The organism is Clavibacter sp. AC415 (assembly GCF_979252985.1).
In genome coordinates, this window is sequence record NZ_CEEDAR010000020.1 from 35,203 (window position 1) to 55,976 (window position 20,774).

The 20,774-nt window shown below is 75.3% G+C and carries 22 protein-coding genes and 2 pseudogenes; 9 read left to right on the plus strand and 15 right to left on the minus strand.

Features of this window, described 5'->3' with window-relative positions; genetic code table 11:
• Nucleotides 1–7 precede the first annotated feature (7 nt).
• On the plus strand, nucleotides 8–565 hold the full coding sequence (locus tag ACZ411_RS13885; protein ID WP_464171250.1) for a hypothetical protein: 558 nt from the start codon (nucleotides 8–10) through the stop codon (nucleotides 563–565).
• Nucleotides 566–583: 18 nt separating this feature from the next.
• Here ACZ411_RS13885 and soxR read toward each other — a convergent pair whose 3' ends face one another.
• A complete protein-coding gene (soxR, locus tag ACZ411_RS13890) occupies nucleotides 584–1,054 on the minus strand; it encodes a redox-sensitive transcriptional activator SoxR (protein ID WP_464171251.1) in 471 nt (156 codons plus the stop codon).
• A gap of 106 nt (nucleotides 1,055–1,160) precedes the next feature.
• Here soxR and fdxA point away from each other — a divergent pair, with 106 nt between their 5' ends.
• Nucleotides 1,161–1,487 (plus strand): ferredoxin, encoded by a 327-nt coding sequence (gene fdxA, locus ACZ411_RS13895; protein ID WP_464171252.1) that lies wholly within the window; start codon nucleotides 1,161–1,163, stop codon nucleotides 1,485–1,487.
• A complete protein-coding gene (locus ACZ411_RS13900; protein WP_464171253.1) occupies nucleotides 1,484–1,978 on the plus strand; it encodes a flavin reductase family protein in 495 nt (164 codons plus the stop codon). The genes fdxA and ACZ411_RS13900 overlap by 4 nt, the downstream gene beginning before the upstream one ends.
• 35 nt (nucleotides 1,979–2,013) lie before the next feature.
• Here the strand turns inward: ACZ411_RS13900 and ACZ411_RS13905 are convergent, their stop codons facing one another.
• From ACZ411_RS13905 to ACZ411_RS13925, 5 genes are all read right to left on the minus strand, one after another.
• Nucleotides 2,014–2,946: a HipA domain-containing protein gene (locus ACZ411_RS13905; RefSeq protein ID WP_464171254.1), complete on the minus strand. Its 933-nt coding sequence runs from the start codon at nucleotides 2,944–2,946 to the stop codon at nucleotides 2,014–2,016.
• Nucleotides 2,947–2,986: 40 nt separating this feature from the next.
• The gene (locus tag ACZ411_RS13910; protein ID WP_464171255.1) at nucleotides 2,987–3,556 is read right to left on the minus strand and encodes a HipA N-terminal domain-containing protein; all 570 of its coding nucleotides are present in this window, start codon (nucleotides 3,554–3,556) and stop codon (nucleotides 2,987–2,989) included.
• Between the two features lie 132 nt (nucleotides 3,557–3,688).
• Nucleotides 3,689–5,605 (minus strand): LamG-like jellyroll fold domain-containing protein, encoded by a 1,917-nt coding sequence (locus ACZ411_RS13915; RefSeq protein WP_464171256.1) that lies wholly within the window; start codon nucleotides 5,603–5,605, stop codon nucleotides 3,689–3,691.
• Between the two features lie 98 nt (nucleotides 5,606–5,703).
• On the minus strand, nucleotides 5,704–6,297 hold the full coding sequence (locus ACZ411_RS13920; RefSeq protein WP_464171257.1) for a VOC family protein: 594 nt from the start codon (nucleotides 6,295–6,297) through the stop codon (nucleotides 5,704–5,706).
• Nucleotides 6,209–6,418 carry a hypothetical protein gene (locus ACZ411_RS13925; RefSeq protein WP_464171258.1) on the minus strand — a complete coding sequence of 70 codons (210 nt, stop codon included), beginning with the start codon at nucleotides 6,416–6,418 and terminating at the stop codon, nucleotides 6,209–6,211. Before ACZ411_RS13925 ends, ACZ411_RS13920 begins: the two co-directional genes overlap by 89 nt.
• 35 nt (nucleotides 6,419–6,453) lie before the next feature.
• Here ACZ411_RS13925 and ACZ411_RS13930 point away from each other — a divergent pair, with 35 nt between their 5' ends.
• Genes ACZ411_RS13930 through ACZ411_RS13940 form a run of 3 tightly spaced genes read left to right on the plus strand, consistent with a single transcriptional unit; the run spans nucleotide 6,454 to nucleotide 7,636 of the window.
• Complete coding sequence (locus ACZ411_RS13930) at nucleotides 6,454–6,717, plus strand: hypothetical protein (protein WP_464171259.1); 264 nt, start codon at nucleotides 6,454–6,456, stop codon at nucleotides 6,715–6,717.
• A gap of 14 nt (nucleotides 6,718–6,731) precedes the next feature.
• Nucleotides 6,732–7,352, plus strand: coding sequence for an HD domain-containing protein (locus ACZ411_RS13935; protein WP_464171260.1), 621 nt, complete (start codon nucleotides 6,732–6,734; stop codon nucleotides 7,350–7,352).
• Nucleotides 7,349–7,636 (plus strand): hypothetical protein, encoded by a 288-nt coding sequence (locus ACZ411_RS13940; RefSeq protein WP_464171261.1) that lies wholly within the window; start codon nucleotides 7,349–7,351, stop codon nucleotides 7,634–7,636. The genes ACZ411_RS13935 and ACZ411_RS13940 overlap by 4 nt, the downstream gene beginning before the upstream one ends.
• A 20-nt stretch (nucleotides 7,637–7,656) precedes the next feature.
• On the opposite strand, the pseudogene ACZ411_RS13945 reads toward ACZ411_RS13940, so the two are convergent.
• From ACZ411_RS13945 to ACZ411_RS13980, 8 genes and pseudogenes are all read right to left on the minus strand, one after another.
• Nucleotides 7,657–9,769, minus strand: a pseudogene (locus tag ACZ411_RS13945) (YhgE/Pip family protein).
• On the minus strand, nucleotides 9,766–10,083 hold the full coding sequence (locus ACZ411_RS13950; protein WP_464171262.1) for a hypothetical protein: 318 nt from the start codon (nucleotides 10,081–10,083) through the stop codon (nucleotides 9,766–9,768). Before ACZ411_RS13950 ends, ACZ411_RS13945 begins: the two are co-directional and overlap by 4 nt.
• Before the next feature lie 342 nt (nucleotides 10,084–10,425).
• Nucleotides 10,426–10,908 carry a hypothetical protein gene (locus ACZ411_RS13955; RefSeq protein WP_464171263.1) on the minus strand — a complete coding sequence of 161 codons (483 nt, stop codon included), beginning with the start codon at nucleotides 10,906–10,908 and terminating at the stop codon, nucleotides 10,426–10,428.
• Nucleotides 10,909–11,112: 204 nt separating this feature from the next.
• Complete coding sequence (locus ACZ411_RS13960; RefSeq protein WP_464171264.1) at nucleotides 11,113–11,589, minus strand: hypothetical protein; 477 nt, start codon at nucleotides 11,587–11,589, stop codon at nucleotides 11,113–11,115.
• A gap of 30 nt (nucleotides 11,590–11,619) precedes the next feature.
• On the minus strand, nucleotides 11,620–12,675 hold the full coding sequence (locus ACZ411_RS13965; protein WP_464171265.1) for an AraC-like ligand-binding domain-containing protein: 1,056 nt from the start codon (nucleotides 12,673–12,675) through the stop codon (nucleotides 11,620–11,622).
• A gap of 477 nt (nucleotides 12,676–13,152) precedes the next feature.
• Nucleotides 13,153–13,398, minus strand: a complete 246-nt coding sequence (locus ACZ411_RS13970) for a hypothetical protein (protein WP_464171266.1) — start codon at nucleotides 13,396–13,398, stop codon at nucleotides 13,153–13,155.
• On the minus strand, nucleotides 13,395–16,466 hold the full coding sequence (locus ACZ411_RS13975) for an AAA family ATPase (protein WP_464171267.1): 3,072 nt from the start codon (nucleotides 16,464–16,466) through the stop codon (nucleotides 13,395–13,397). Before ACZ411_RS13975 ends, ACZ411_RS13970 begins: the two co-directional genes overlap by 4 nt.
• Nucleotides 16,466–17,667: pseudogene (locus tag ACZ411_RS13980) on the minus strand (exonuclease SbcCD subunit D). The gene ACZ411_RS13975 and the pseudogene ACZ411_RS13980 overlap by 1 nt, the downstream one beginning before the upstream one ends.
• A gap of 121 nt (nucleotides 17,668–17,788) precedes the next feature.
• On the opposite strand from ACZ411_RS13980, the gene ACZ411_RS13985 reads away from it, so the two are divergent.
• Complete coding sequence (locus tag ACZ411_RS13985; RefSeq protein WP_094115129.1) at nucleotides 17,789–18,265, plus strand: DUF3151 domain-containing protein; 477 nt, start codon at nucleotides 17,789–17,791, stop codon at nucleotides 18,263–18,265.
• Nucleotides 18,266–18,368: 103 nt separating this feature from the next.
• A complete protein-coding gene (locus ACZ411_RS13990; RefSeq protein ID WP_464171268.1) occupies nucleotides 18,369–19,658 on the plus strand; it encodes an adenylosuccinate synthase in 1,290 nt (429 codons plus the stop codon).
• A gap of 233 nt (nucleotides 19,659–19,891) precedes the next feature.
• Here the strand turns inward: ACZ411_RS13990 and ACZ411_RS13995 are convergent, their stop codons facing one another.
• Nucleotides 19,892–20,344: a MarR family winged helix-turn-helix transcriptional regulator gene (locus ACZ411_RS13995; protein ID WP_464171269.1), complete on the minus strand. Its 453-nt coding sequence runs from the start codon at nucleotides 20,342–20,344 to the stop codon at nucleotides 19,892–19,894.
• Between the two features lie 61 nt (nucleotides 20,345–20,405).
• Between ACZ411_RS13995 and ACZ411_RS14000 the strand changes: the two genes are divergently transcribed.
• On the plus strand, nucleotides 20,406–20,774 hold the full coding sequence (locus tag ACZ411_RS14000; RefSeq protein WP_464171270.1) for a VOC family protein: 369 nt from the start codon (nucleotides 20,406–20,408) through the stop codon (nucleotides 20,772–20,774).

The window sequence follows — 20,774 nt, forward strand, 5'->3', positions numbered from 1 at the left end:
GCCGACGATGCCGTACCGCGCGAGCGACCACCACCGCCCGATCGACGCCGATGCGCTCCGGGCGCGCATCCCCGGCTGGGGCACCGACCTCGACCCCGCCGACCGCCCGGCGTTCCCGCGCGAGCGCACGGATCTCGTCTCCGGCGCCCACTGGGACATGCCGGAGGCCCAGGAGCAGCGCACCCCGCGCGAGCGCTCCATCGAGCACACCGAGATGCCGCCCGTGTTCGGCACCGTCGCGCCCCTGCACGGCGTCTCGGGCGCCATCAAGCGCGTCGCGTACGCCCGCTTCAGCGAGGGCCGCTCGGTGCACTGGCTGCTGCTCATGCTCGGCGACCGGGTGGACGCGGCGGGAGCGCACCTCGGATCCCTCGTGACCGGGCGACCGGACGACCCCCTCACCGAGACGGGCGTGCTGAGCGAGCCGCGGCACCACCCGGTCTCGTCGCGGGTCGGACGCGGGCGGACGGACGTGAAGCACTTGTGGATGGACCCGCTGATCGTCGGCGCGTGGCCCATCGCGGCGGTGGCGGTGCTGCTCGTGGCGCGGCGGAGGCGCCGCTGACCTCGGTCGCGTCGGGGATCAGCCGCCCTGCACCCGCACGGGCCCGGCCCCGCGGTCGCCGAGCGCGTCGTCGGGGTTGAGGAGGCCGCACGCCTTCATCGACAGGCAGCCGCAGCCGATGCAGCCCGTGAGCTCCCGCTCCAGCCGCTCGACGCTCCGCCGCCGCTCCTCGAGCAGGCGCTTCCACCGGCGCGACGCGCGCTGCCAGTCGGCGTGGCTCGGCGGGCGGTCGAGCGGCACGTCGTCGAAGGTGGCCTGCACGTCGGCGAGCGGGATGCCGAGCCGCTTCGCCACCGTGATCAGCGACACCCGGCGCAGCATGTGCCGCGCGTACCGGCGCTGGTTGCCGGCGGTGCGCTCAGCGGCGATGAGGCCGAGGTCCTCGTAGAAGCGGAGGGCGGACGCGGCCACCCCGGTGCGGCGGCTCATCTCGCCGACCGTGAGGAGCTCGCCCGGCGCGTGCCGCGGCCCTGCCTGCGCATCCGCCACGACGTCTCCCCTCGATTGACCTCAAGGGTACGTGAGGTTCTACCCTGGAGACCATGCGCATCCCCACCTCCGCCGCCGCGTCGGCCCCCACCCGCGAGGACGCCCTGTGACCTACGTGATCGCCCTGCCGTGCGTCGACGTCAAGGACCGCGCCTGCATCGACGAGTGCCCGGTGGACTGCATCTACGAGGGCGAGCGGTCGCTCTACATCCACCCGGACGAGTGCGTGGACTGCGGCGCCTGCGAGCCGGTGTGCCCGGTCGAGGCGATCTACTACGAGGACGACCTGCCGGAGAAGTGGTCGGACTACTACACGGCGAACGTGGAGTTCTTCGCCGATATGGGCTCGCCCGGCGGCGCCACCAAGATCGGCGTGACGCACTCCGACCATCCGGTCATCGCCGCCCTCCCGCCCCAGGGCGAGCACGCGTGAGCGCGGATCCCGACCTCTTCAAGGCCGCCTTCCGCGGGCACCCCGCCGGCGTCGCGCTCATCACGGCGCGCACCCCGGATGGGCCCTCCGGCCTCACCGCGTCGAGCGTCGCCTCGCTCTCGGTCGACCCGCCGGCGCTCTCCTTCTCCGTGACGCGCGCCACGGGATCCGCAGGGGCGATCCTCGAGGCCGACACCTACCTCGTGCACCTGCTCGGCGGTCAGCACGCTGCCCTCGCCCGGGCCTTCGCGGTCTCCGGCTCCCCGCGCTTCACCGCCAAGCAGGGGTTCCAGGAGCTCCCGACCGGTGAGCCGCTGCTCGCCGACGCCCGCGCCGCCCTCCGCTGCCGCACCCTGCAGACCGTGCCCGTGGGCGGATCCGTGCTGGTCGTCGCCGAGGTCCTCGACGTCATCCTCGGCGAGCCCGCCCCGCCGCTCGTCTACCGCGACCGCCGCTTCCACCTGCTCGAGGACGACCACCCGGAGCTGTAGGCCCGGGCGGTCGCCCGCCGATCCGCCGCCCTCGGTCAGCGGCGGACGGGACCACCCCATCCGCCGGGACTCTCTGGCAGGTATCGCGGTCTCGACTCCTCCGCGGTCGGGTCCGGCTCGACCTCGCGGCCCTCGGGGGCGGCGCGGAGGAGCGAGTCGCAGATGCGGGCGATCTGACGTGCCAGATCGGGAGCGGCGCCAGCGTGGGGGTCCTCCCTGGCCACGAACCCGGCGATGTCGTCGATCGTCTTCCTGATGAGCGCGCCGGCGCCGCGCAGTCCCCATGACTCTGCCTCGGCGATGAGGTGCGCGAGCCGGATGTCCGCATGCTCGCGCCGGCCAGCCACGTGCAAGGCCACGACCGGATCGACGTCCTGGTGCAGCTGGGGTACGACGTCGTATGCGGGTGCCAGGGTCGTCGATCCGTCCGGACGGTGTAGCAGGGAGAGGTTCTTGGCATGCATGTCGAGGTTCCCGACCGCGACCGAGAGGGTCATCATCCGCGCGAGGCGGGCGAGCGACCCTCCATCGGCCTGGCGCGCGATGCCGGCGATGGCCGCGAGTCCCGGATGCCCCTCATCCTCGTACTTCCCGTCACCGCTCATGCCGAGCGCCTGGTTGAAGTCCTCCTGGTGGACGCGCCCATCGGGAGAGCCCGGATCCCGGTCGTACCGCTCGATCACGAGCGCGGACGTGGCACCGAACGTCCTGATCTCGGTCCCGTACTCGAGCAGCCCCAGGCTGCGGGCGATGCGGGCGCCGTACTCCTCGTCGAAGATGAGGGTCGGCATGGTCATGATGATCGGCTTGATGATGTGGGTTGAGGGGAAGCCGTCGAGGGGTTCCGCCCATCCGGATCCGGTCCAAGCCAGGACGATCTTGTCCTGCACGCCGGCGAGCGAGGACATTCGGCGGGCGGTCACGTTGCCCAGCGGCGCCGATCGGACCGAGCGCAGCAGCTCCTCCACGCGGTCGTCGTCGGCGGGGGTCGCCTCGGGTACCCGTGGCTCATCGGGCCCCTCGGGTGTCCCAGATGCACAGCGCGCCCGCCACGTCCCGTCCGTACCGGGCGAGCATGCCGATCGTGTAGTCGGAGGAGACGCCCGCGCGTCGTGCCAGGCTCGACCTGGCTCGTCCCTCCGGCAACAGCTCGTCGAAGAAGTTGCGGCGCATGGCGGCATCCGACGGGCGCGCGCGGGTGACGAGCGGGACGGCGACGGAGAGGAGCCGGCTGCCGACGCCGTGGGCGGCCACCGCGGACGGGGCGGCGACGAAGTCGAAGCCGCCGCGCTTCTCCACGAGCTCGCCCAGCCGCTCGCCGTACAGCTCGACCGCGAGCCGCATCAATCCGCCTCCGCCGCGTCGGCGATATCCGCGGTGAGGGTCAGGCCGGTCTCGGGCGAAGTCGAACAGCCGTTCGAGGGCCTTGATCGACTTGCCCAGCTCCATCTCGGCGATGTAGCTCTGCCTGACGTCGAGGGCTGCAGCCAGCTCGCGTTGGGTCAGGCCGCTCTGCAGGCGCGCCTCTCGGAGGACCAGGCCGAGGGTGGTCGGGTCCTTGATGGGGGCCGTCCGCATCTCGTCTCCCATCGTGTGAGCGCAGACCTTCTTGATCCGCTTATCCGGATCACCGTAGCTCATCCGATTTTTCGGATCAATGCCGGCTATCCGAAGGGATCGTGGTCGGACGTGGGGTCCCGACCCTCTCCGTCAGGCGTTCATGAACTCCGAGGGCTCCAGCGCGCGCTCCACGATGCGGACGTCGCCGATGGAGCCGGGGAACACGTGGTCGAGCTGGCCGCCGTAGTGGTTGGCGCCGACGAGCCACGACCTGCCGGCCGAGGCGAGCCCCCGGTTCGGCGTCGTGGGGTTCCGCACGACCGGGTTCCCGTCGACGTACATGGTCGTGTGCTGGCTGTCGTTCACCACGGCGACGTGCCACCACGTCGCCGCCGGCAGCTCGTGCGACCAGCTCGTGAGGGATCCGTCCTGGCTGGTCGGGTAGACGCACCACTGCATCTCGCGGCTGCCGGAGACGGTGAGGACCACGGCGGGCTCGTCCGGGTCGCCCGAGGAGGCCGCCTTGCCGGCGTCCCTCGCGGACGCCGACTGGGAGACGATGGAGCTCCAGGCGTCTCCGCCGCCGTAGCCCTCGGGGATCCGCAGGTAGGCCTCGAACGTGTAGCCCTGGCGGAACGTGGCGGAGTCGAGCGGGGCGCCGTCGACCGTGCGGAGGTGGTCGCCCGAGGCCTTGCCGCCCGTGAGCGTCAGGCTGCCGGCGCTCGGCGAGTAGTCGTGGTGCTCCGCGGAGAAGCGCAGCGACCCGGGGGCGGCGCCCGCCCGGTTCGCGACCACCAGGTCGTTGCCGTGACCGGAGGCGTCGGGGATGCGGGTGGCCGAGCCGAGCGCGGATCCGTCCGGCTGCCCGTCGAAGCGCCAGTACGCGACCGTGCCGGGGACGAGCATCGCGGCGGCGGGGCGGGGGGCCCGTGCGGGGACCGGCGCGAAGCCGGCGAAGCGCCGCGCGAAGTCGACGGACACGGTGAAGCGGTCGACGTCGCCGGAGAGCTGCGCCTCCTCGTCCGCCAGCTCGTTGCCGGTACCGAGGCCACCGCCCAGGATGAAGGGCGAGAGGGTCTCGACGTCGATCGCGTCCCGCTCGAGGTCCACGTGGTACAGCCGGATCATCCCGGCGCCGCCGTAGTAGCGGTCCTGGTAGTTGACGAGGTGCAGGTCCACGTCGTGGCCGGCGCGGTTCACGAGCGTCGTGCGGCCGGGCTTCCAGTAGTGGCCGTTGAGCGTGAGGAAGACCTGGTCGTGGTCCGCGATGAAGGAGTCCCAGAGGCCCTGGCCGTGGTCGTCGAGGGCGGCGGATCCGTCGGGCCGGGAGTCGACGATCGCGTGGGCCGTGAGGATCACCGGCAGCGTCGGGTGCGCCGCGAGCACGCCGCGCGCCCACTCCACGCCGCGGGCGCTGGTGCGCCAGTCGAGGGCGAGCACGAGCCAGTCGCGGCCGCCCGCCGTGAAGGTGTGGAACGTGTTGTAGCCGTCGGGGCTGGAGCCGCGGAAGCTCGGCGACCTCGCGAAGCGCTTCGGGCCGAACGCGTCGAGGTACGGCGTGCGGCCGCGCTGGTCGTCGCTGTCGCCCGGCACGTCGTGGTTGCCCGCGAGCACGCTGTAGGCCGCGCCCGCGCGGTCGAGGAGCGTGAACTGCGCGCTCGCGGCCTGGATCTCCGCGGCGGCGCCGTTCTGGGTCACGTCGCCGAGGTGCGCGAGGAAGACGATGTTGTGCCGGTCGCGCTCCGCGAGCACGTACCGCAGGGAGGCCTCGAGCGGCTCCGGGTGGATCGCGGCGCCGTCGAACAGGTACTGCGTGTCGGGCAGCACGGCGATCGTGAAGCGCGGCGACGCCGTGTCGGGCTTCCAGCGCGCGCGGGGCCCCTGCTGCGCGATGGGCGCCTTCACGGCACTGGCGCCGAGCGCGTCGTCGGATGCGGTCGCGGCCACCGCGGGCAGCGCCCCGCCGAGGCCGGCCACGCCGAGCGCGCCTGCCGCGCCGCTCGTGATGAGGAAGCCGCGGCGGGAGAGCGCGGAGGAGGAGGGAGACGTCGTCGGGTCCTGGGTCACGGGGGACGACGGTAGGCGCGACGGGTGAACGCGATGCGGCACCGCGGTGGACGGGTGGCGGCGGGGATGGGGCGTCGCGGGCCGAGGCCGCGGTCCGGTCAGGGCCCGGAGACGACCAGAACCGCCCCGAGCAGCGCGGGCACCGCGCCCAGCGCCGCGAACGCGCCCGCGAGGAGCAGCGCGACGTCCGGCCGGGCCGGACGCTCATCGCGCCGGGCGGATCCGACGAGCAGCCGCGTCGCGAGCGCGACCACCACGATGCCGCCGAGCGGGATCACCGCGAGCGGCAGGAGGCGCCCGCCCGCGGATCCCCACGCCGGGAGGAACGCGATCGGCACCGCGCACGCAGCCGCCGCGAGGGCGACGACGGCGACGACGCGCAGCCGGCGGACGCGGCGCTCGGGATCCCCCGACCGGGCGGACGGACGCGCGGTCACGCGGCCGGCGGCTGGATCAGGTCCCACGGCGCGCCGTACGGGGTCCTCGAAGACCGCGACGGTGCCGTACGGCTCGTGACGCGGCTTCTCCTGGAAGACGACGCCGTGCGCGAGCATCCGCGCGTGCTGGGCGGCGAAGTCGTCGGTCTCGAGGAAGAACGCGACGTCATCGCCGGCCTGGTGGCCGATGCGGTCGGCGTCGTCGCTGAGCGCGAGGACGAAGCCGGCGCCCGGGCCCGCGGGTCCCACCACCACGCGGCGCCATCCGGTCGCGCTCGTCGTCCTGCCGCACCACGAAGCCCAGCGCGTCGACGAAGAACGCGAGCGCCTCGTCGTGGTCGCGGACGAGGTAGGTGACGTCCTTCAGTCGGATCATGCGAGAACCGTATCGCCCGCCCCTACGGTGGATCCGTGACCCGATCCCTGCGCCTCCTGCTCGTCGTCGCGACGCTCGCCGGGGTGGCCGGAGCCGTGACCCTCGGCGTCGGCCTGCTGCAGCCCGCCGCCTCCGGCTGGTTCGCATACGCGCCGCTGTCCGGCGAGTCGTTCGTCCCGACGGGCGTGCACCTGGTCTCGTCGGCGGCGCTCGCGTCCGCCGCCGTGCTCGCCGTCGGCGTCGTCGCCCTCGCGCTCTGGTGGGGGATCCGGATCGGCCGCCGCCGCGACGACGCGTGACCGGGATCCGCCCCGTGTCACAGTGGTCCATGCGCATCGCCGACTTCCCCGTGCCCGACACGGCCGCCGCCCGCGGGGCCCTCGAGCTGGCCACCCAGTACCAGTCCGCCGCCATCACCGCCCACGGGATCCGCTCGTGGCTGTGGGCGGAGGCGTTCGCGGTGGTCGACGGGCTGGCGGGCGTCGACCACGAGATCCTCTACGTCTCGGCCGTGCTGCACGACATCGGCACGGTCACGGAGTTCGACGCCCACGCCATCTCGTACGAGCACGCGGGCGGGCACATCGGCGTCGCGCTCACGGCCGGGGCCGGCTGGCCCGCCGCGAGACGGCGGCGCGTGCTCGACGCGATCGTGCGGCACAACTGGCCGTCGGTGGATCCGGAGCTCGACGTCGAGGGGCACCTCCTGGAGGTCGCGACCGGCCTCGACATCTCCGGCGCGCGGGCCGACGCGCTGCCCGAGGGGTACCTGCGGGAGGTGCTCGGCGTGCATCCGCGCGGTGGCCTCGCCGCCGAGTTCGGCGCCTGCGTCGTCGACCAGGCGGAGCGGAAGCCCCACACGGCCGCCCGGCGCCTCGTCGACGGCGGCGTGATTGCGAAGCTGGCGGCGAACCCGCTCGAGGCGCTCCGATGAGCCGCGCCGGGATGCGCGTGCTGCTCGCCGTGGCGGTGCTCGCGACCGCGGGCGGGGCGGTCGCGCTCGCCGTGGCGCTGGCGCAGCCCGTCGTCGTCACCTCGTTCGGGGCCGTCGGCCCCGGGAACCCGTTCCGCGGATCCGGCGTGCACTTCCTCACGACCGCCGCGGTCGTGGGCGCGGTGGTGCTCGTCGAGGCTCTGGCGGGCCTGGCGCTCGCGCTCGGAATCCGGCTGGGCGGGCGCGCCCGTCGCGACGATCGACTCCCGCGCGCCGACCGCTGAGGGCAGCCGGCGCGCCCCGATCACCCGATCAGCGACGGCCGGAGGTCCCGCAGCGTCCGATGCGAGGTGATGCGGATCGCGCCGGCCAGCGCCACCGCGAGCCCGCCGACGAGCCAGAGCGCGAGCACGCCCGCGTCCCGGGCCGCCGCACCGAGGTCGCCGCCGTACATGAGCTGGCGGAGCGCATCCACCGCGTAGCTCATGGGCAGCACGTGGTGCAGCGCGGCGAGCGGCGCCGGGAGGGTCTGCCAGGGGAACGTGCCGCCGGCGGTCACGAGCTGCACGACCATGAGCACGAGCCCGAGGAACTGGCCGACGCTCCCCAGCAGCACGTTGAGCGCGAGGATGATGGCCGCGAACGTGATCGACGCGAGCACCATCGTCCCGTACATGGCGAGCGGGTGGGCGATGCGGAAGCCGAGCGCTCCCGCGACGATCGCGTACAGGCCCGCCATCTGCACGATCCCGAGGAGGGCGGGGGTGAGCCAGCCCGCGAGCGTGATCCGCAGCGGCGCCTTCCGCGCCGTGATCGCGCGCCGGGACAGCGGCTTGACGATGAGGAACAGGGCGTAGATCCCGATCCACGCGGCGAGGCTGATGAAGAACGGCGCGAGCCCGGCGCCGTACTCGCCGGCCTTCGTCACGGCGTCCTGCCGGAGCGCGACCGGGTCGCCGATGGTGTCGGCCTGCGCGTCGCGCTGCGCGTCGGTGGACGCGGGGATCTTGTCGAGACCCGAGTCGAGCCCGTCGCGGAGCCGCGTGGCGCCGTCCTGCAGGGTGCCGAGCCCGGAGGCGAGCGAGGTCGCGCCGTCGGACGCGGAGTGCGCGCCGGTCGCGAGCGTCGCGCTGCCGTCCGCGGCCTCCGCGATCCCCGACGCGAGCGCGGGCGACGCGGCGGCCAGCGCGTCGGCGCCGTCCGCGACCTGGCGGCCGCCGGTCGCGAGCGTGCCGGCGCCTTGCGCCAGGGTCGCGGATCCGGTCTGCAGCTGCCCGGCGGCGTCGGCCACCTGGGCGCTGCCCTGGGCGACGCGCTCGCTGCCGGCGGCCAGGGTGGTGAGCTGGGCGCTCAGGCCGTCCGTCTTCGCGGCCGCGTCCGTGATGCCCTTCCCGAGGCCGTCGAGCCGGGTGAGGGCCTGGTCGATCTCCGCCTGCGGGATGCCCGCGGCCGTCATGCGGGCGACGATGTCGGCGCGGATGGCGGGCACCTCGGCGGCGAGGTCGTCCGCGCCGGCGGAGGCGGTGGATCCGAGCGCCGCGATCTGCGCGTTCCGCGTCGGCGACCTGGCGGGCGCCGGTGGCGACCTGCTGCGCTCCCGGGGTGAGGGCGGCGGCCCCCGTGGAGAGCTCGGTCGCGCCGGACGAGAGCGCGACGTCGGCCCCGGTCGCGACCTGGTCGGCGCCCGAGGCGAGCTGCTGCGTCTGCGCGGGGAGCTGCGCCGTCCCCGTGCGGAGCTGCGCGAGGCCGGAGGAGAGCGTGTCGGCGCCCTGTGGCCGGCTGCGCGTTCCCGTCCGCCAGGCTGTCGGCGCCCGTGCGCGCGCTGGCGGTGCCGTCGACGAGCTGCTGCGCGCCGGACGCGGCGTCGCCGAGGCTCGAGCGCACGTCGGCGAGCTGCCCAGCAGCAGCCTGCCCGCGGCCTCCGTGCCGACGCGCGCGGCGACGGACTTCGTGATCCGCGCCCCGGCCTGCTGCGCGATGGTGGTGGCGAGGTAGCTGTTCGCGTCGTCGGTGGCCATGACCACGCGCGCCTGCTGGGGATCCGTGCCGGACGACGACGCGAGCGCGTCGGAGAACCCCGCCGGGATAGTCAGCGTGAAGTCGTAGGTGCCGTCCTCGAGGCCCGTGCGCGCCTCGGCCGAGGAGACCTCGTGCCAGTCGAAGGAGGCGTCGTCGAGGACGTCCGTCGCGACGTCCGTGCCGTAGTCGACCGCCTCGCCGTCGACCGTGGTGCCCTGGTCGGCCATGACGAGCGCGGCGGGGACCCTGTCGAGGCTGCTGTACGGGTCCTGGTTGGCCCAGAGGTACAGGCCGCCGTAGAGGACGGGCACCAGCACGAGCGCGACCAGCGCGACCTTGGACATGGTGGTGGTGGTGAGGCGCGTCAGCTCGGCGCGCACCAGGGGGAGGAGTCTCATCGGGTCGGGCTTCCGTCGATCGAGGGGGTGGGGGAGGGGCTCGGGGCGGCGTCCGCGGGCAGCGCGGCGATCGCCTCGGCGGCGGCCTCGCTCGTGACGACGAGGACGCCGGTGCCGGAGCGGGCGAGGTCGCGGAGGACCCGCATCCACTCGGCGACCGCGCCGCCGTGCCGCTCGGGCGACGTGACGACCACGGCCTCGACGCCCGCGCGGGAGGCCGCGAGCGTCGTGAGCAGGCGGATGCGGGCGACCGCGGGGACCGCGGAGAACGGCGCGCGCGCGAGGTCGGCGAGCTGCTGGTCGTCGAGGATCACGCCCACCTCGTGCCGCCCGGACCGGTGGCCGGCGAGGGCGAGCTCCTCGGCGACGACCGCGCGGAGGGTGACATCGTCGGCGGGCTCGTTGATCCGCGGGGTGTCGACGAGCGCGACCCGCTCGGCGATGCTGCGCGGCGACGCCCGCGGAGGCGTCGTCGTCGAGGGCGAGGGTGCCGCCGTCGGTCCGCATGCGGCCCGATGCGACGAGCGACAGCACGGTCGGCCGCAGCTCCGTCTCGGCGACGGCGACCACGGGGGCCGGACCGCCGTAGGCCAGCGAGATCGCGGGCAGGGCGGGGGCCGGGCCGTCGCCGACGCGCGCGTCCGTGAGGGTGACGATCACCGGGCCGCCTCGATCCGGGGGACGGCGGCGACGCGCGGCGGGGCCTCGCGGAGCTCCGGGGGCGGCGGCGATGAGGTCCCCGGCGGCGCGCCAGTCGAGGCCGCAGAGGGCGAGAGAGGTGAGGATGACGAGGGTGTGCCCCTCGGCGCGGCCGATGTCGCTGCGGGTCGCCTCGTCGAGCACGGCGAGCGCGCCGCCCTCGACGAGCCGCGCGAGCGTGGGCGCGGGCATGTCGCCGCGCAGCTCGCCTGCGGCGATGCCGCGCTCGACGACGCGCTGCAGCTCGGCGCGCGCAGCGGCGCGAGCTCGGCGGCGACCTCGCGTGCGAGGGGCCCGCGCACGGCGACCCGGGCCATGACGCGCACCTGCTCGACCTCCGCCCACAGGCGGGCGCCGATGAGCGCGACGTGGATCCGGCTGTCGGGGTGGGTGATGCCCGCGAGCGACTCGACGATGCGCCGCGCTCCGCGCTGCAGCACCTCGCGGACGAGGTCGTCGCGCGTGGCGAAGTGGCCGTAGACGGCGCGGCGGCTGAGGCCGGCGGCGGCGGCGATGGTCTCGAGCGAGGCGTCGGGGTCGTGGTCGAGCGCGACGACCGCCGCGTCGACGAGGGCCTGGCGGTCGCTCGCGGCGTCCTTGCGGGGGCGCGCGTGCGGAGGCGAGGGAGGTCATGGACCCTAGGCTCAGCGATCCTGCACAGCGCGGCGGAAGTTACGCAGCGCGCTCCCAGCGCCGGAGAGCGGGCGGAGGGGCTCGGGGCGCGTCAGGGCACGTCCTCCTGCGACCACAGGTCGGCCTGGATCACTGAGGAGCTCCCCCTGGACCTCGGCCCGGAGCGAGACGGTGCGCGGATCCCACGGAGTACCGGGGATGCGCGCCTGGGGCGTCGCGCCGAGCCCGTCCGCGAGCTCCGCCGGGGTGGTGCCGGTGGGCGGGAGCACCGAGACGAGGATCCAGCAGCCGCCGGACCCGCACTCCTCGCGGCGATCGACCACCGTGCTGCCCTCCGGCAGGGGGATGGCCGACACCGCCGGGACGTCGCCCTCGGTGGCGGAGACCGCCAGGGTGCCGAGCCGCAGGAGGTACAGGGCCGCGAGCACGGCCACGACGACGAGCACCGCGATCAGCGCGCGCCGTCTCCGCCTCGTCGCCCCGGTCATCCTGCCGACCCTAGCGACGGGAGCGGCCCGTCAGTGCCGCAGCGTCTCGCTGGGCAGCTCGCCGAAGGCCTGCGCGTACGAGGCCGCGAACCGGCCGAGGCGGGCGAAGCCCCACTCCTCGGCGACGCTGCGGACCGTCGTGGTGGTGGGGGTCGCGTCCAGGAGCTGCGCGCGCACCCCGGCGCAGGCGGATCCCGCGGAGGTACTCGGTGGGGGTCTGGCCGTGGTGGCGGCGCAGCGCCAGCTGGAGCACGCGCGTCGAGATGCCGGCGGCGGCCGCGGCCTCGGCGGGCGTGATGGGGGGAGGTGGGCGTTGTGGTGCAGGTACTCCACGGCCACGCGGATGTGGGCCATGCGCGGTGCGCGGAGCTCGTCGGGCAGCTCCACGTCGTCCCACGGGAAGAGGCGCAGCGTCGCGCGGGCGAGGGAGAGGTCGGCCTCGAGGCGCATCAGCGGGGAGGCGTCGGGGTCGGTGATGACCGGCGCCGCGGCGGCGACGGCCCGTCGCCACACGGCCGCGGTCTCGATGCTCGGCACGCTGCGGTGCTCGAACAGCAGCGGACGGGCCGGGCCGTGGTGGAACTCCGTCGCGGTCTGCTCGAGGAAGCCCGCATCGAGGTGCACGCAGTTCTGGCGGGTGGAGCTCGCCTGGTACTGGAACGGGCGGCCGGTGGGGAAGAGGAAGGGGAGCTGCCCCTGGGAGGAGACGGAGCGGGATCCGCGGTCGACCGTGATCCGGCCCTCGAGGTACCAGGTGACGACGTGCTCCGGGCGCTGGGGGCTCTCGGCCCACTGCGTGCCCGCGATGCGCGAGGTGCGCAGCGTGACGCGCTCGCCGCCGAGGATGGCGTAGCGGTAGGAGAAGGTGCCGGTGCGACGGTCGGGAGCGAAGCGGATCCCCTCGAGCACGGCGCCGAGGCTCGCGGTGGCCTCGTCGATGTCCGACCCCGCCATGACGGCGCGGAGGAAGGGCTCGACCGGGGCCTCGGAAGGCGCGGCGTCGGGGGCGGCGAGCGCGTCGGCCGGGGCGGCCGGGGCCGCGATCGTCGCGGATGCCGTGGTCGGGTGCGCGTCGTCCGCGTCCATCCCCGAGCACGGCCGTGCCGGCGGCGGCGACGACCGAGAGCGGCCCGGTGCCGAGGGAGGCGGTGCCGGCGACGGGCTCGGATCGACGAGGGACGCGGCGTCGGACGCGGCGGTGTCGGCGTGCGGCGTGCGCGGTCGGCGCGAGGCATCCCTCGTTCCGATGGGGGTCAGCGTTGTCGTCATGGTCCCTGGGGTCTCCGGCGTCGATCGTCTCCGCCCTCCCGCTCATCATGCATGGTGGTCCTGCGGCAGGGCGCCTCCGGCGATCCCGGAGGCTGCGGCGTGCTTCGGCGCGAGCCCGCGGGAGAGCGGGTCGTCGCTGAGCGGATATCCGCTGAGCGAATCCGCGTCCCCCGATCGGTTGCGTCGCACGGCCATCGCGCGTCCGGCGGTCGCTCGTGCGGCGTGCCGGAGGCGCACCGGATCCGCACGGCCGGCGCCTAGGCTCGTCTGCGCGCACCGCCCGTGCGCACCCGATCACCCGAGAGGCGCCGCATGACGAGCGACCGGTCCCTGGCCTTCATCCTGCTGCGCTCGTGCCTCGTGATGGTGGCGCTCGGCATCGTCACAGCGCAGACCGGCGGCGGACTCGGCGTCGTGGGCGTCGTGGCGATCGTGCTCGCGGCCGGACTCGGCGGCGCGGCGGCCTTCTACTGGCGGCGCCACCTCGCGGCGAAGCGGCGCGACCCCTTCGAGCTGAGCCACGGCGCGGGCCGCGGTCACGCCGGGTCGGACACCGTGGACGTCAGCGTCGACGAACCGTCCGGGCGCCGACGCACCTCGATCCGGTCCGCCACCCGCTGCTTCAGCTCCTCCACGTGGCTGACGATGCCGACGGTGCGCCCGCCGGAGGAGAGCCGCCCGAGCTCCGACATGACCGCGTCGAGCGTCTCCGGGTCGAGCGTGCTGAACCCCTCGTCGACGAAGAGCGTGCCGAGCTGCAGCCCGCCCGCCTCCGCCTGCACCACGTCGGCGAGGCCCAGCGCCAGGCTCAGCGACGCGTAGAAGGTCTCCCCGCCGGAGAAGCTCGCGGGCTTCGCGCACGCGATCCACGACGTGGTCGCGGATCTGCAGCGCCAGCCCCGTCTTCCGGGACCTGCTCGTCGTCTCGCGCTCCTCGCTGACCTCGAGCTCGTAGCGCCCGCTCGACATGACGCGCAGGCGTGCGTTCGCGGCCTGCACCACGTCCTCGAAGCGCCGCAGCAGCACGTAGGTGCCGAGGGTGAGGCCGCGCGAGTTCTCCGGCGCGACGGCGTTGGCGACCTCGGCCATGCGGATCGCAGCTCGCGCCCGGTCGCCCGCGCGGGCGCTCTCCCGCCGGGCGTCCTCGTGCCGGGCGAGGGCGGACGCGCTGCGGTCGGCCCGGTCGCGAGCGCGCGCGGCCCGCTCGGCGCTGGTGCGCGCCGCGGACTGCGCGGCGTCGAGGGCGGCTCGAGCGGCGTCCGGATCCGCGTCCTCGGCGCCCGCGGAGCGCCGCGACACCTCGGGAGTCCACGAGGCCCTCCGCGACGACGGCCTGCTCGCGCTCGGTGCGCGGCGACCCGCTGGGCGAGGGCCTGCAGCTCCGGCGCCGGCAGCGCGGCGGCCCGCGCGGCCTCCTCGGTGGCGATCGACTGGTCCTCGAAGCGCGCGGTGCGGGCGAGCTCGGCGGCGCGTGACGCGGCCTCGGCCGCCGTGCGCTCGCGGGTGGCGGCGAGGGCGACGAGGCGCTCCACGAGGGCGCGCTCCTCGGCGCGGTCGGCGACGAGGGCCGCCACGCGGGGAGACGCGCCCTCGGGGTCGCGCTCGGCGGCGGCGTCGGCGGCGGCGTCGGCGCTGGCCTCGGCCTCCGCCTCGACCTCGGCGGTGCGTGCCGCGAGCACCGCGCGGACCGCCGCCTCGTCGTCCGCGCACAGCTCGCGGGCGCGGACCACGCGCTCGCGGAGGCCCGACAGCGCGGCGCGGGCGTCGTCGCGGCGCGCGCGGATCCGCTCGGTCGCCGTGTCGTGGGCGGCGAGCTCGGCCTCCGCCGCGCGGAGCGCGCCGCCGGCGGCCTCGGCCTCCGCGAGGCGGGCCCTGCGGGCGGCGACCTCGGCGTCTGCGGATGCCGCCGTGATGCCGTCGAGGGCGGTCGCGGCGACCTCGTGCCGGGCGCTCGCGTCGGAGAACGCGGCGACCGCCTCGCCCTGCGCCCGCTCGGCGGCGGCGCGGGCCTCGGCCGCCGCCTCGATCTCGTGGTCGTCCGGGCGCCCCGGCGCGCTCGGCGCGGGGCGGGGGTGGTCGACGGCGCCGCACACCGGGCACGGCTCCCCGTCGGCGAGCTCGCGCGCGAGCTCGCCCGCGAGCCCCCGGATCTTCCGCTCCCGCAGCTCCGCCTCGTGCCGCACGGCCGACGTCGCCGCCGTCGAGCGGGCGTCCACGGCGCCGCGGGCCGCGACGACCCGCGCCGCCAGCTCCCCGAGCTCGGCGACGCGCCGTCGCGCCCCCTCCGCCTCGGCGAGGGCGGTGCGCGCCGACTCGACGCCGCCCGCCGCGGACGCCGCGCGCTCGCGGGCCCCTTGCAGCGGGATGCGACCGGCGGGCCGCTCCGCGAGCTCGGCCTCGGCGGCGTCCGCGACCTCCTCCCGCGCCGCCACCTGCTCCTCGGCGGCCCGCACGTCGTCGCGCCGGCCGGGCAGGGCGCGTTCGCGTGCCTCGGCATCGGCGAGCGTCGCCAGCTCGGCCACGAGCGCGTCGCGCCGCTCGGCCAGCGCCGTGGCGGGCGCGTCGGCGAGCTCCGGCCGCGCGTCGCGGCAGGCCGCGCGCGCCGCCGCGTCGGCCTCCTCCGCGGCGACGCGCGCCGCCTCCGCCCGGTCGCGCGCGGCCAGCGGGCCCACGACCGCGGCGGCCCGCCGCGCCTCCTCGACGCGCCGGGACAGGCCGGCGATCTCCTCCGCGGCGTCCCGCACCGCCTCCTCGCGGGCGATCAGCGCCCGCCGCCGGGCGAGCGCCCGGGTCACGCGCTCGGCGTCGGCGAGCGCGGCGGCCGCGTCCTGGCGGGAGCGCTCGTCCTCAGCCCGCGCGTGCTCCGCCGCATCCGCCGCCTCGGCGAGAACGCGCACGACGTCGGGTGCGTCGACCACGTCCAGCGCATCCACGCGCGTCGCCTCGCGGAGGCCCGTGACGGCCTCGGCGACCCGGGCGTCAGCCGCGTCGGTGCGCTGCTTCGCGGCCGTGCGCATCTCGGCGAGCCGCTTCGCGGTCGCGTCGTAGACGGCCGTGCCGAACAGCGACTGCAGCACGAGCCGGCGCTGTTCGCCGGTCGAGCGCAGGAACTCCGCGAACTCGCCCTGCGGCAGCACGACGGTCTGCACGAACTGCGCGCGCGTCAGCCCGACGATGCGCGCGATCTCCGTGCCCACCTCCTGCGTGCTGGTGCCGAGGACCTCCCCGGCGTCCGCGTCCGGCGACGACAGCCGCACGAGGGTCGCGGAGGCGTTCTGGCCCGTCGTGCCCGTGCCGCGCGCCTTGGGGCGCTGGTACGCGGGGCTCCGGCGCACCCGGTGGATCCCCGCGGCCGTCTCGAACACGAGCTCCACGTACGGCTCCACCCCGGCCGCCGCGTGGTGGCTGTGCAGGCGGTCGCGGCTGGACCCGTCGCTCGCGAGCGACCCGTACAGCGCGAACACGACGGCGTCGATGAGCGTCGACTTGCCGGATCCGGTGGGCCCCTCCAGGAGGAAGAGCCCCGACCGCCCGAGCTCGGCGAGGTCGATGACGTGCTCCCCGGCGAACGGGCCGATGGCCTGGAGGGTGAGGCGGTGCAGGTCCATCAGGCGCTCCGATCCGCGGCGAGGGCGTCCTCGTAGGCCTGCCGCAGCACGAGGAGCTCGGCCTCGGTGGGCGCGGCGCCCGTCGCGTACTCCACGAAGTCGGCGGCGACCTCGAGCGGATCCGTCGTCGCGTCGACCACGCGGGACCGCACGCCCTCGACGCGTCCCTCGGGCTCGTGCAGCACGACGAGCGCGTGGGGCAGCGCCTCCCGGACGCGGGCGACGAGGTGGGCCGGGTGCACGGGATCGGTCACGTGCACGCGCACCCACGCGTCGGCGAGGTCGGCGTTCCGCCCGTCGGTGATCTCGGCGAGCGTCCCCGTCACCTCCGCGAGCCGGCGCGGCACGGGTGCCGGGATCAGCTCGACCCCGGTGGAGCCGTCCGCCGCCAGGTCCACGAGCGCGCTCGACTTCCGCTGCAGCCGCTCCCCGAACGAGAACGCGAGCGGCGAGCCGGAGTATCGGATGCGCGGGGCCCGGATGCGCGGCGCGAGGCCATCCAGGTCCTGGGCGCCCGCGCCCGCCGCCCGCACCTCCTGCGCCCCGTGCAGGTGCCCGAGCGCCACGTAGTCCGCCCCCGCGAACACCGCGGCGGGCACCTGGTCGAACCCGCCGACGCGGATGTCCCGCTCGCTCTCGCTCGGCTCCGCCCCGGTGACGAAGGCGTGCGCGACCACCACGACGCGGGCGTCGCCCCGGCCGGCGGCGTCGGCCCGCACGCGGTCCATGGCGGCGCCCAGCACGGCCTCGTGCGAGCGCGGCAGGGGAGGGGAGCCGACGGGCACGAGGGTCGCGCGCACCGCGTCCGGGTCGAGGTACGGCACACCGTAGAAGGCGACCGGTCCGTGCGCGTCGTCGATGACGACGGGCTCGTCGAGCGCCTCCGCCGACGCGAGGATCCGCAGCCCGTCGCGCAGCAGCGCCGACGCGAACCCGAGTCGCGCCGCCGAGTCGTGGTTGCCGGGCGTGACGACGACGGTCGCGAGCGCGCTCAGCCGCCCCAGCGCGTCGGAGAGCAGCCGCACGGTCGGGACCCGGGAACGGCCCGGTCGTAGACGTCGCCCGCGACGAGGACCACGTCGACCGCGCGCTCCCGCACGACTTCGACCAGGTGGTCGAGGAACGCGGCGTGGTGCGCGTGCAGGTCCTCGCCGTGAAGGGTGCGCCCGAGGTGCCAGTCGCTCGTGTGGAGGATGCGCACGCGGGTCCTTCCGTGGGCGGGCGGCGGTGCCCGTCACGCTACCGGAGGGCTCCGACACGGCCGGCTCGGCGGCGGCGGCGCCGCCCTCGGGACCCGCCGGGCCCTCGCGGTAGGATCGAGTGTGACTGGAGAGAACCTGCTCGGCGTCCCCGAGACGCGCCTGGCCGACGAGCCCGAGGTGGCGGCGCGCATCGCGAACGCCGACGGCGACCACGACACGCTCGGCGCGATCGCCGCCGACCACCCGCAGTCGTCCCTCGTGTGGGCGCTGCTCGCGGACACGGCCTTCATCCAGGGCGACCGCATCGCCTCGTACGCGTTCGCGCGGGTCGGCTACCACCGCGGGCTCGACGCGCTGCGGAGGTCCGGCTGGAAGGGCCAGGGGCCCGTGCCGTGGGGCCACGAGCCGAACCGCGGCGTCCTCCGCTCCCTCTACGCGCTCCGCCGCGCGGCCGCCGCCATCGGCGAGGAGGACGAGGTCTCCCGCCTCACCGCGTTCCTGCGCGACGCGGACCCGACCGCCGCCGGCCACATCGAGGCCGCGACCGCGGGTGCCCTGCCGCCCACCGAGGCCATCGTCATCCGCGGCCAGGACTGACCCGGCCGCGCCGGATCCGCCCGCACCCACCCCGCCGTACGCCCCGCACGACCGCACGCCACCGACCCAGACCCGACCGACCCGCCCCGACGAGGAGTGAGCCATGCCCGCAGTAGTGATCATCGGAGCCCAGTGGGGTGACGAGGGCAAGGGACGCGCGACCGACCTCCTCGGCAGCCGCGTCGACTACGTCGTGAAGTTCAACGGCGGCAACAACGCCGGCCACACGGTCGTCGTCGGCGACGAGAAGTACGCCTTGCACCTGCTGCCGTCCGGCATCCTCACCCCCGGCGTCGTGCCCGTCATCGGCAACGGCGTGGTGGTCGACATCGAGGTGCTGTTCCACGAGCTCGACGCGCTCGCCGCGCGCGGGGTCGACGTCTCGAAGCTCCGCGTCAGCGCGAACGCCCACGTCATCACGCACTACCACCGCACCATCGACAAGGTGACGGAGCGCTTCCTCGGCAAGCGGCAGATCGGCACCACCGGCCGGGGCATCGGCCCCACGTACGCGGACAAGATCAACCGCGTCGGCATCCGCATCCAGGACCTCTTCGACGAGAACATCCTGCGCCAGAAGGTGGAGGCGGCCCTCGACGCCAAGAACCACATGCTGGTGAAGATCTACAACCGCCGCGCCATCTCGGCCGACGAGATCGTCGAGAGCCTGCTCTCCTACGTGGAGCGGCTCCGCCCCATGGTGTGCGATGCGTCGCTCGAGCTGAACGCCGCCCTCGACGAGGGCAGGACGGTGCTGTTCGAGGCCGGCCAGGCCACCATGCTCGACATCGACCACGGCACGTACCCGTTCGTCACGTCCTCGAGCGCCACCTCCGGCGGCGCGGCCACGGGCTCCGGCGTCGCGCCGAACCGGCTCGAGCGGATCATCGCGGTCGTCAAGGCGTACACGACGCGCGTCGGCGCGGGCCCGTTCCCCACGGAGCTGCACGACGAGTCGGGCGAGTACCTGCGCGCGAAGGGCTTCGAGTTCGGCACCACCACGGGCCGTCCGCGCCGCTGCGGCTGGTACGACGCGCCCATCGCCCGCTACACGGCCCGCATCAACGGCGTCACGGACTTCGTGCTCACCAAGCTCGACGTGCTCTCGGGCCTCGCGACCATCCCCGTCTGCGTCGCCTACGACGTCGACGGCGTGCGCCACGACGAGGTGCCCGTCTCGCAGTCCGACTTCCACCACGCGACCCCGATCTACGAGGAGCTCCCGGGCTGGCAGGAGGACATCACGGGCTGCCGCCGCTTCGAGGACCTCCCGAAGGCCGCGCAGGACTACGTGATGGCGATCGAGCGCATGAGCGGCGCCCGCATCTCCGCCGTGGGCGTGGGCCCGGAGCGCGAGCAGGTCGTCGTGCTGCACGACCTCCTCGAGGCCTGACCCTGATCCACGACGGCTGGGCCGACGATGCCCGCCTCGGCACGGACGCGGCGGACCTCGCGCGCTTCCTCAGCCGCGCCGACGCGCGCACCACGAACCGCGAGCGGCTCCAGGCGGACCTCGACATGGGCCAGGAGCAGTACGTGGCCGCGTGGCGCGAGCTGCACCGCTTCGGCTACGTGTCGTCGGCGGAGCTGCGGCGGCTCGTCGTCGAGCGGTGATCCGCTAGGCGGTCACGCGCCGTCCGCCCGCAGCGCGCGCACCATGCCGCGGAGGATGCGCGTGGCCTCGTCGCGGTCGCGCGCCGACAGGCCGTCGAGCATGCGCAGCTCGACCGCGCGCACGGCCGCGCTCGCCGTCGCCAGCTGGCTCCGGCCCGCGGGCGTGAGCCGCGTCGGCTGCACCCGGCCGACCGCCTCCTCCGCGGGACGGGTGACGATGCCGTCGCGCTCGAGGGTCTGCAGCAGCACGTTCATCGACTGGCGCGTCACGAAGGCGCCGCGGGCGAGGTCGGAGTTCGAGGATCCGGGCCGCTGGGACAGGATCTCGAGGCACGAGTAGTGCGTGATGGTCATGCCGAGGGGCCGGAGGGCCTCTTCCATGGCCTGCCGCAGCGCGCTCGACGCCTCCTTCAGGAGGTAGCCGAGCGAGGTGGGGAGGTCGATGCCGTCGTCGCCTTGCGCCATGTCAGCAGTCTGACATACGATCAGTAATGTCAGGCATCTGACATTGACACAAGGAGACACCATGCCCGCCACCGGCCCCGACTTCATCTCGCTCCAGGTCCGCGACCTCGACGCGGCGCAGGCGTTCTACGAGCGCTACCTGGGCCTCGTCCGCTCACCCGCCGGCCCTCCGCACGCCGTGGTCTTCCAGACCGCGCCCATCGCGTTCGCGCTCCGCGACGTGATCCCCGGCACCGACCTCGACGCGGTCCCGCAGCCCGGCATCGGGGCCGCCATCTGGCTGCACGCCACGGACGTGCAGGAGATCCACGACCGGCTCGCCGCCGACGGGCACCGCATCGTCACCGCGCCCCTCGACGGGCCCTTCGGTCGCACCTTCGCCTTCGCGGACCTCGACGGCTACCACGTGACGCTGCACGACAGGGCGTGA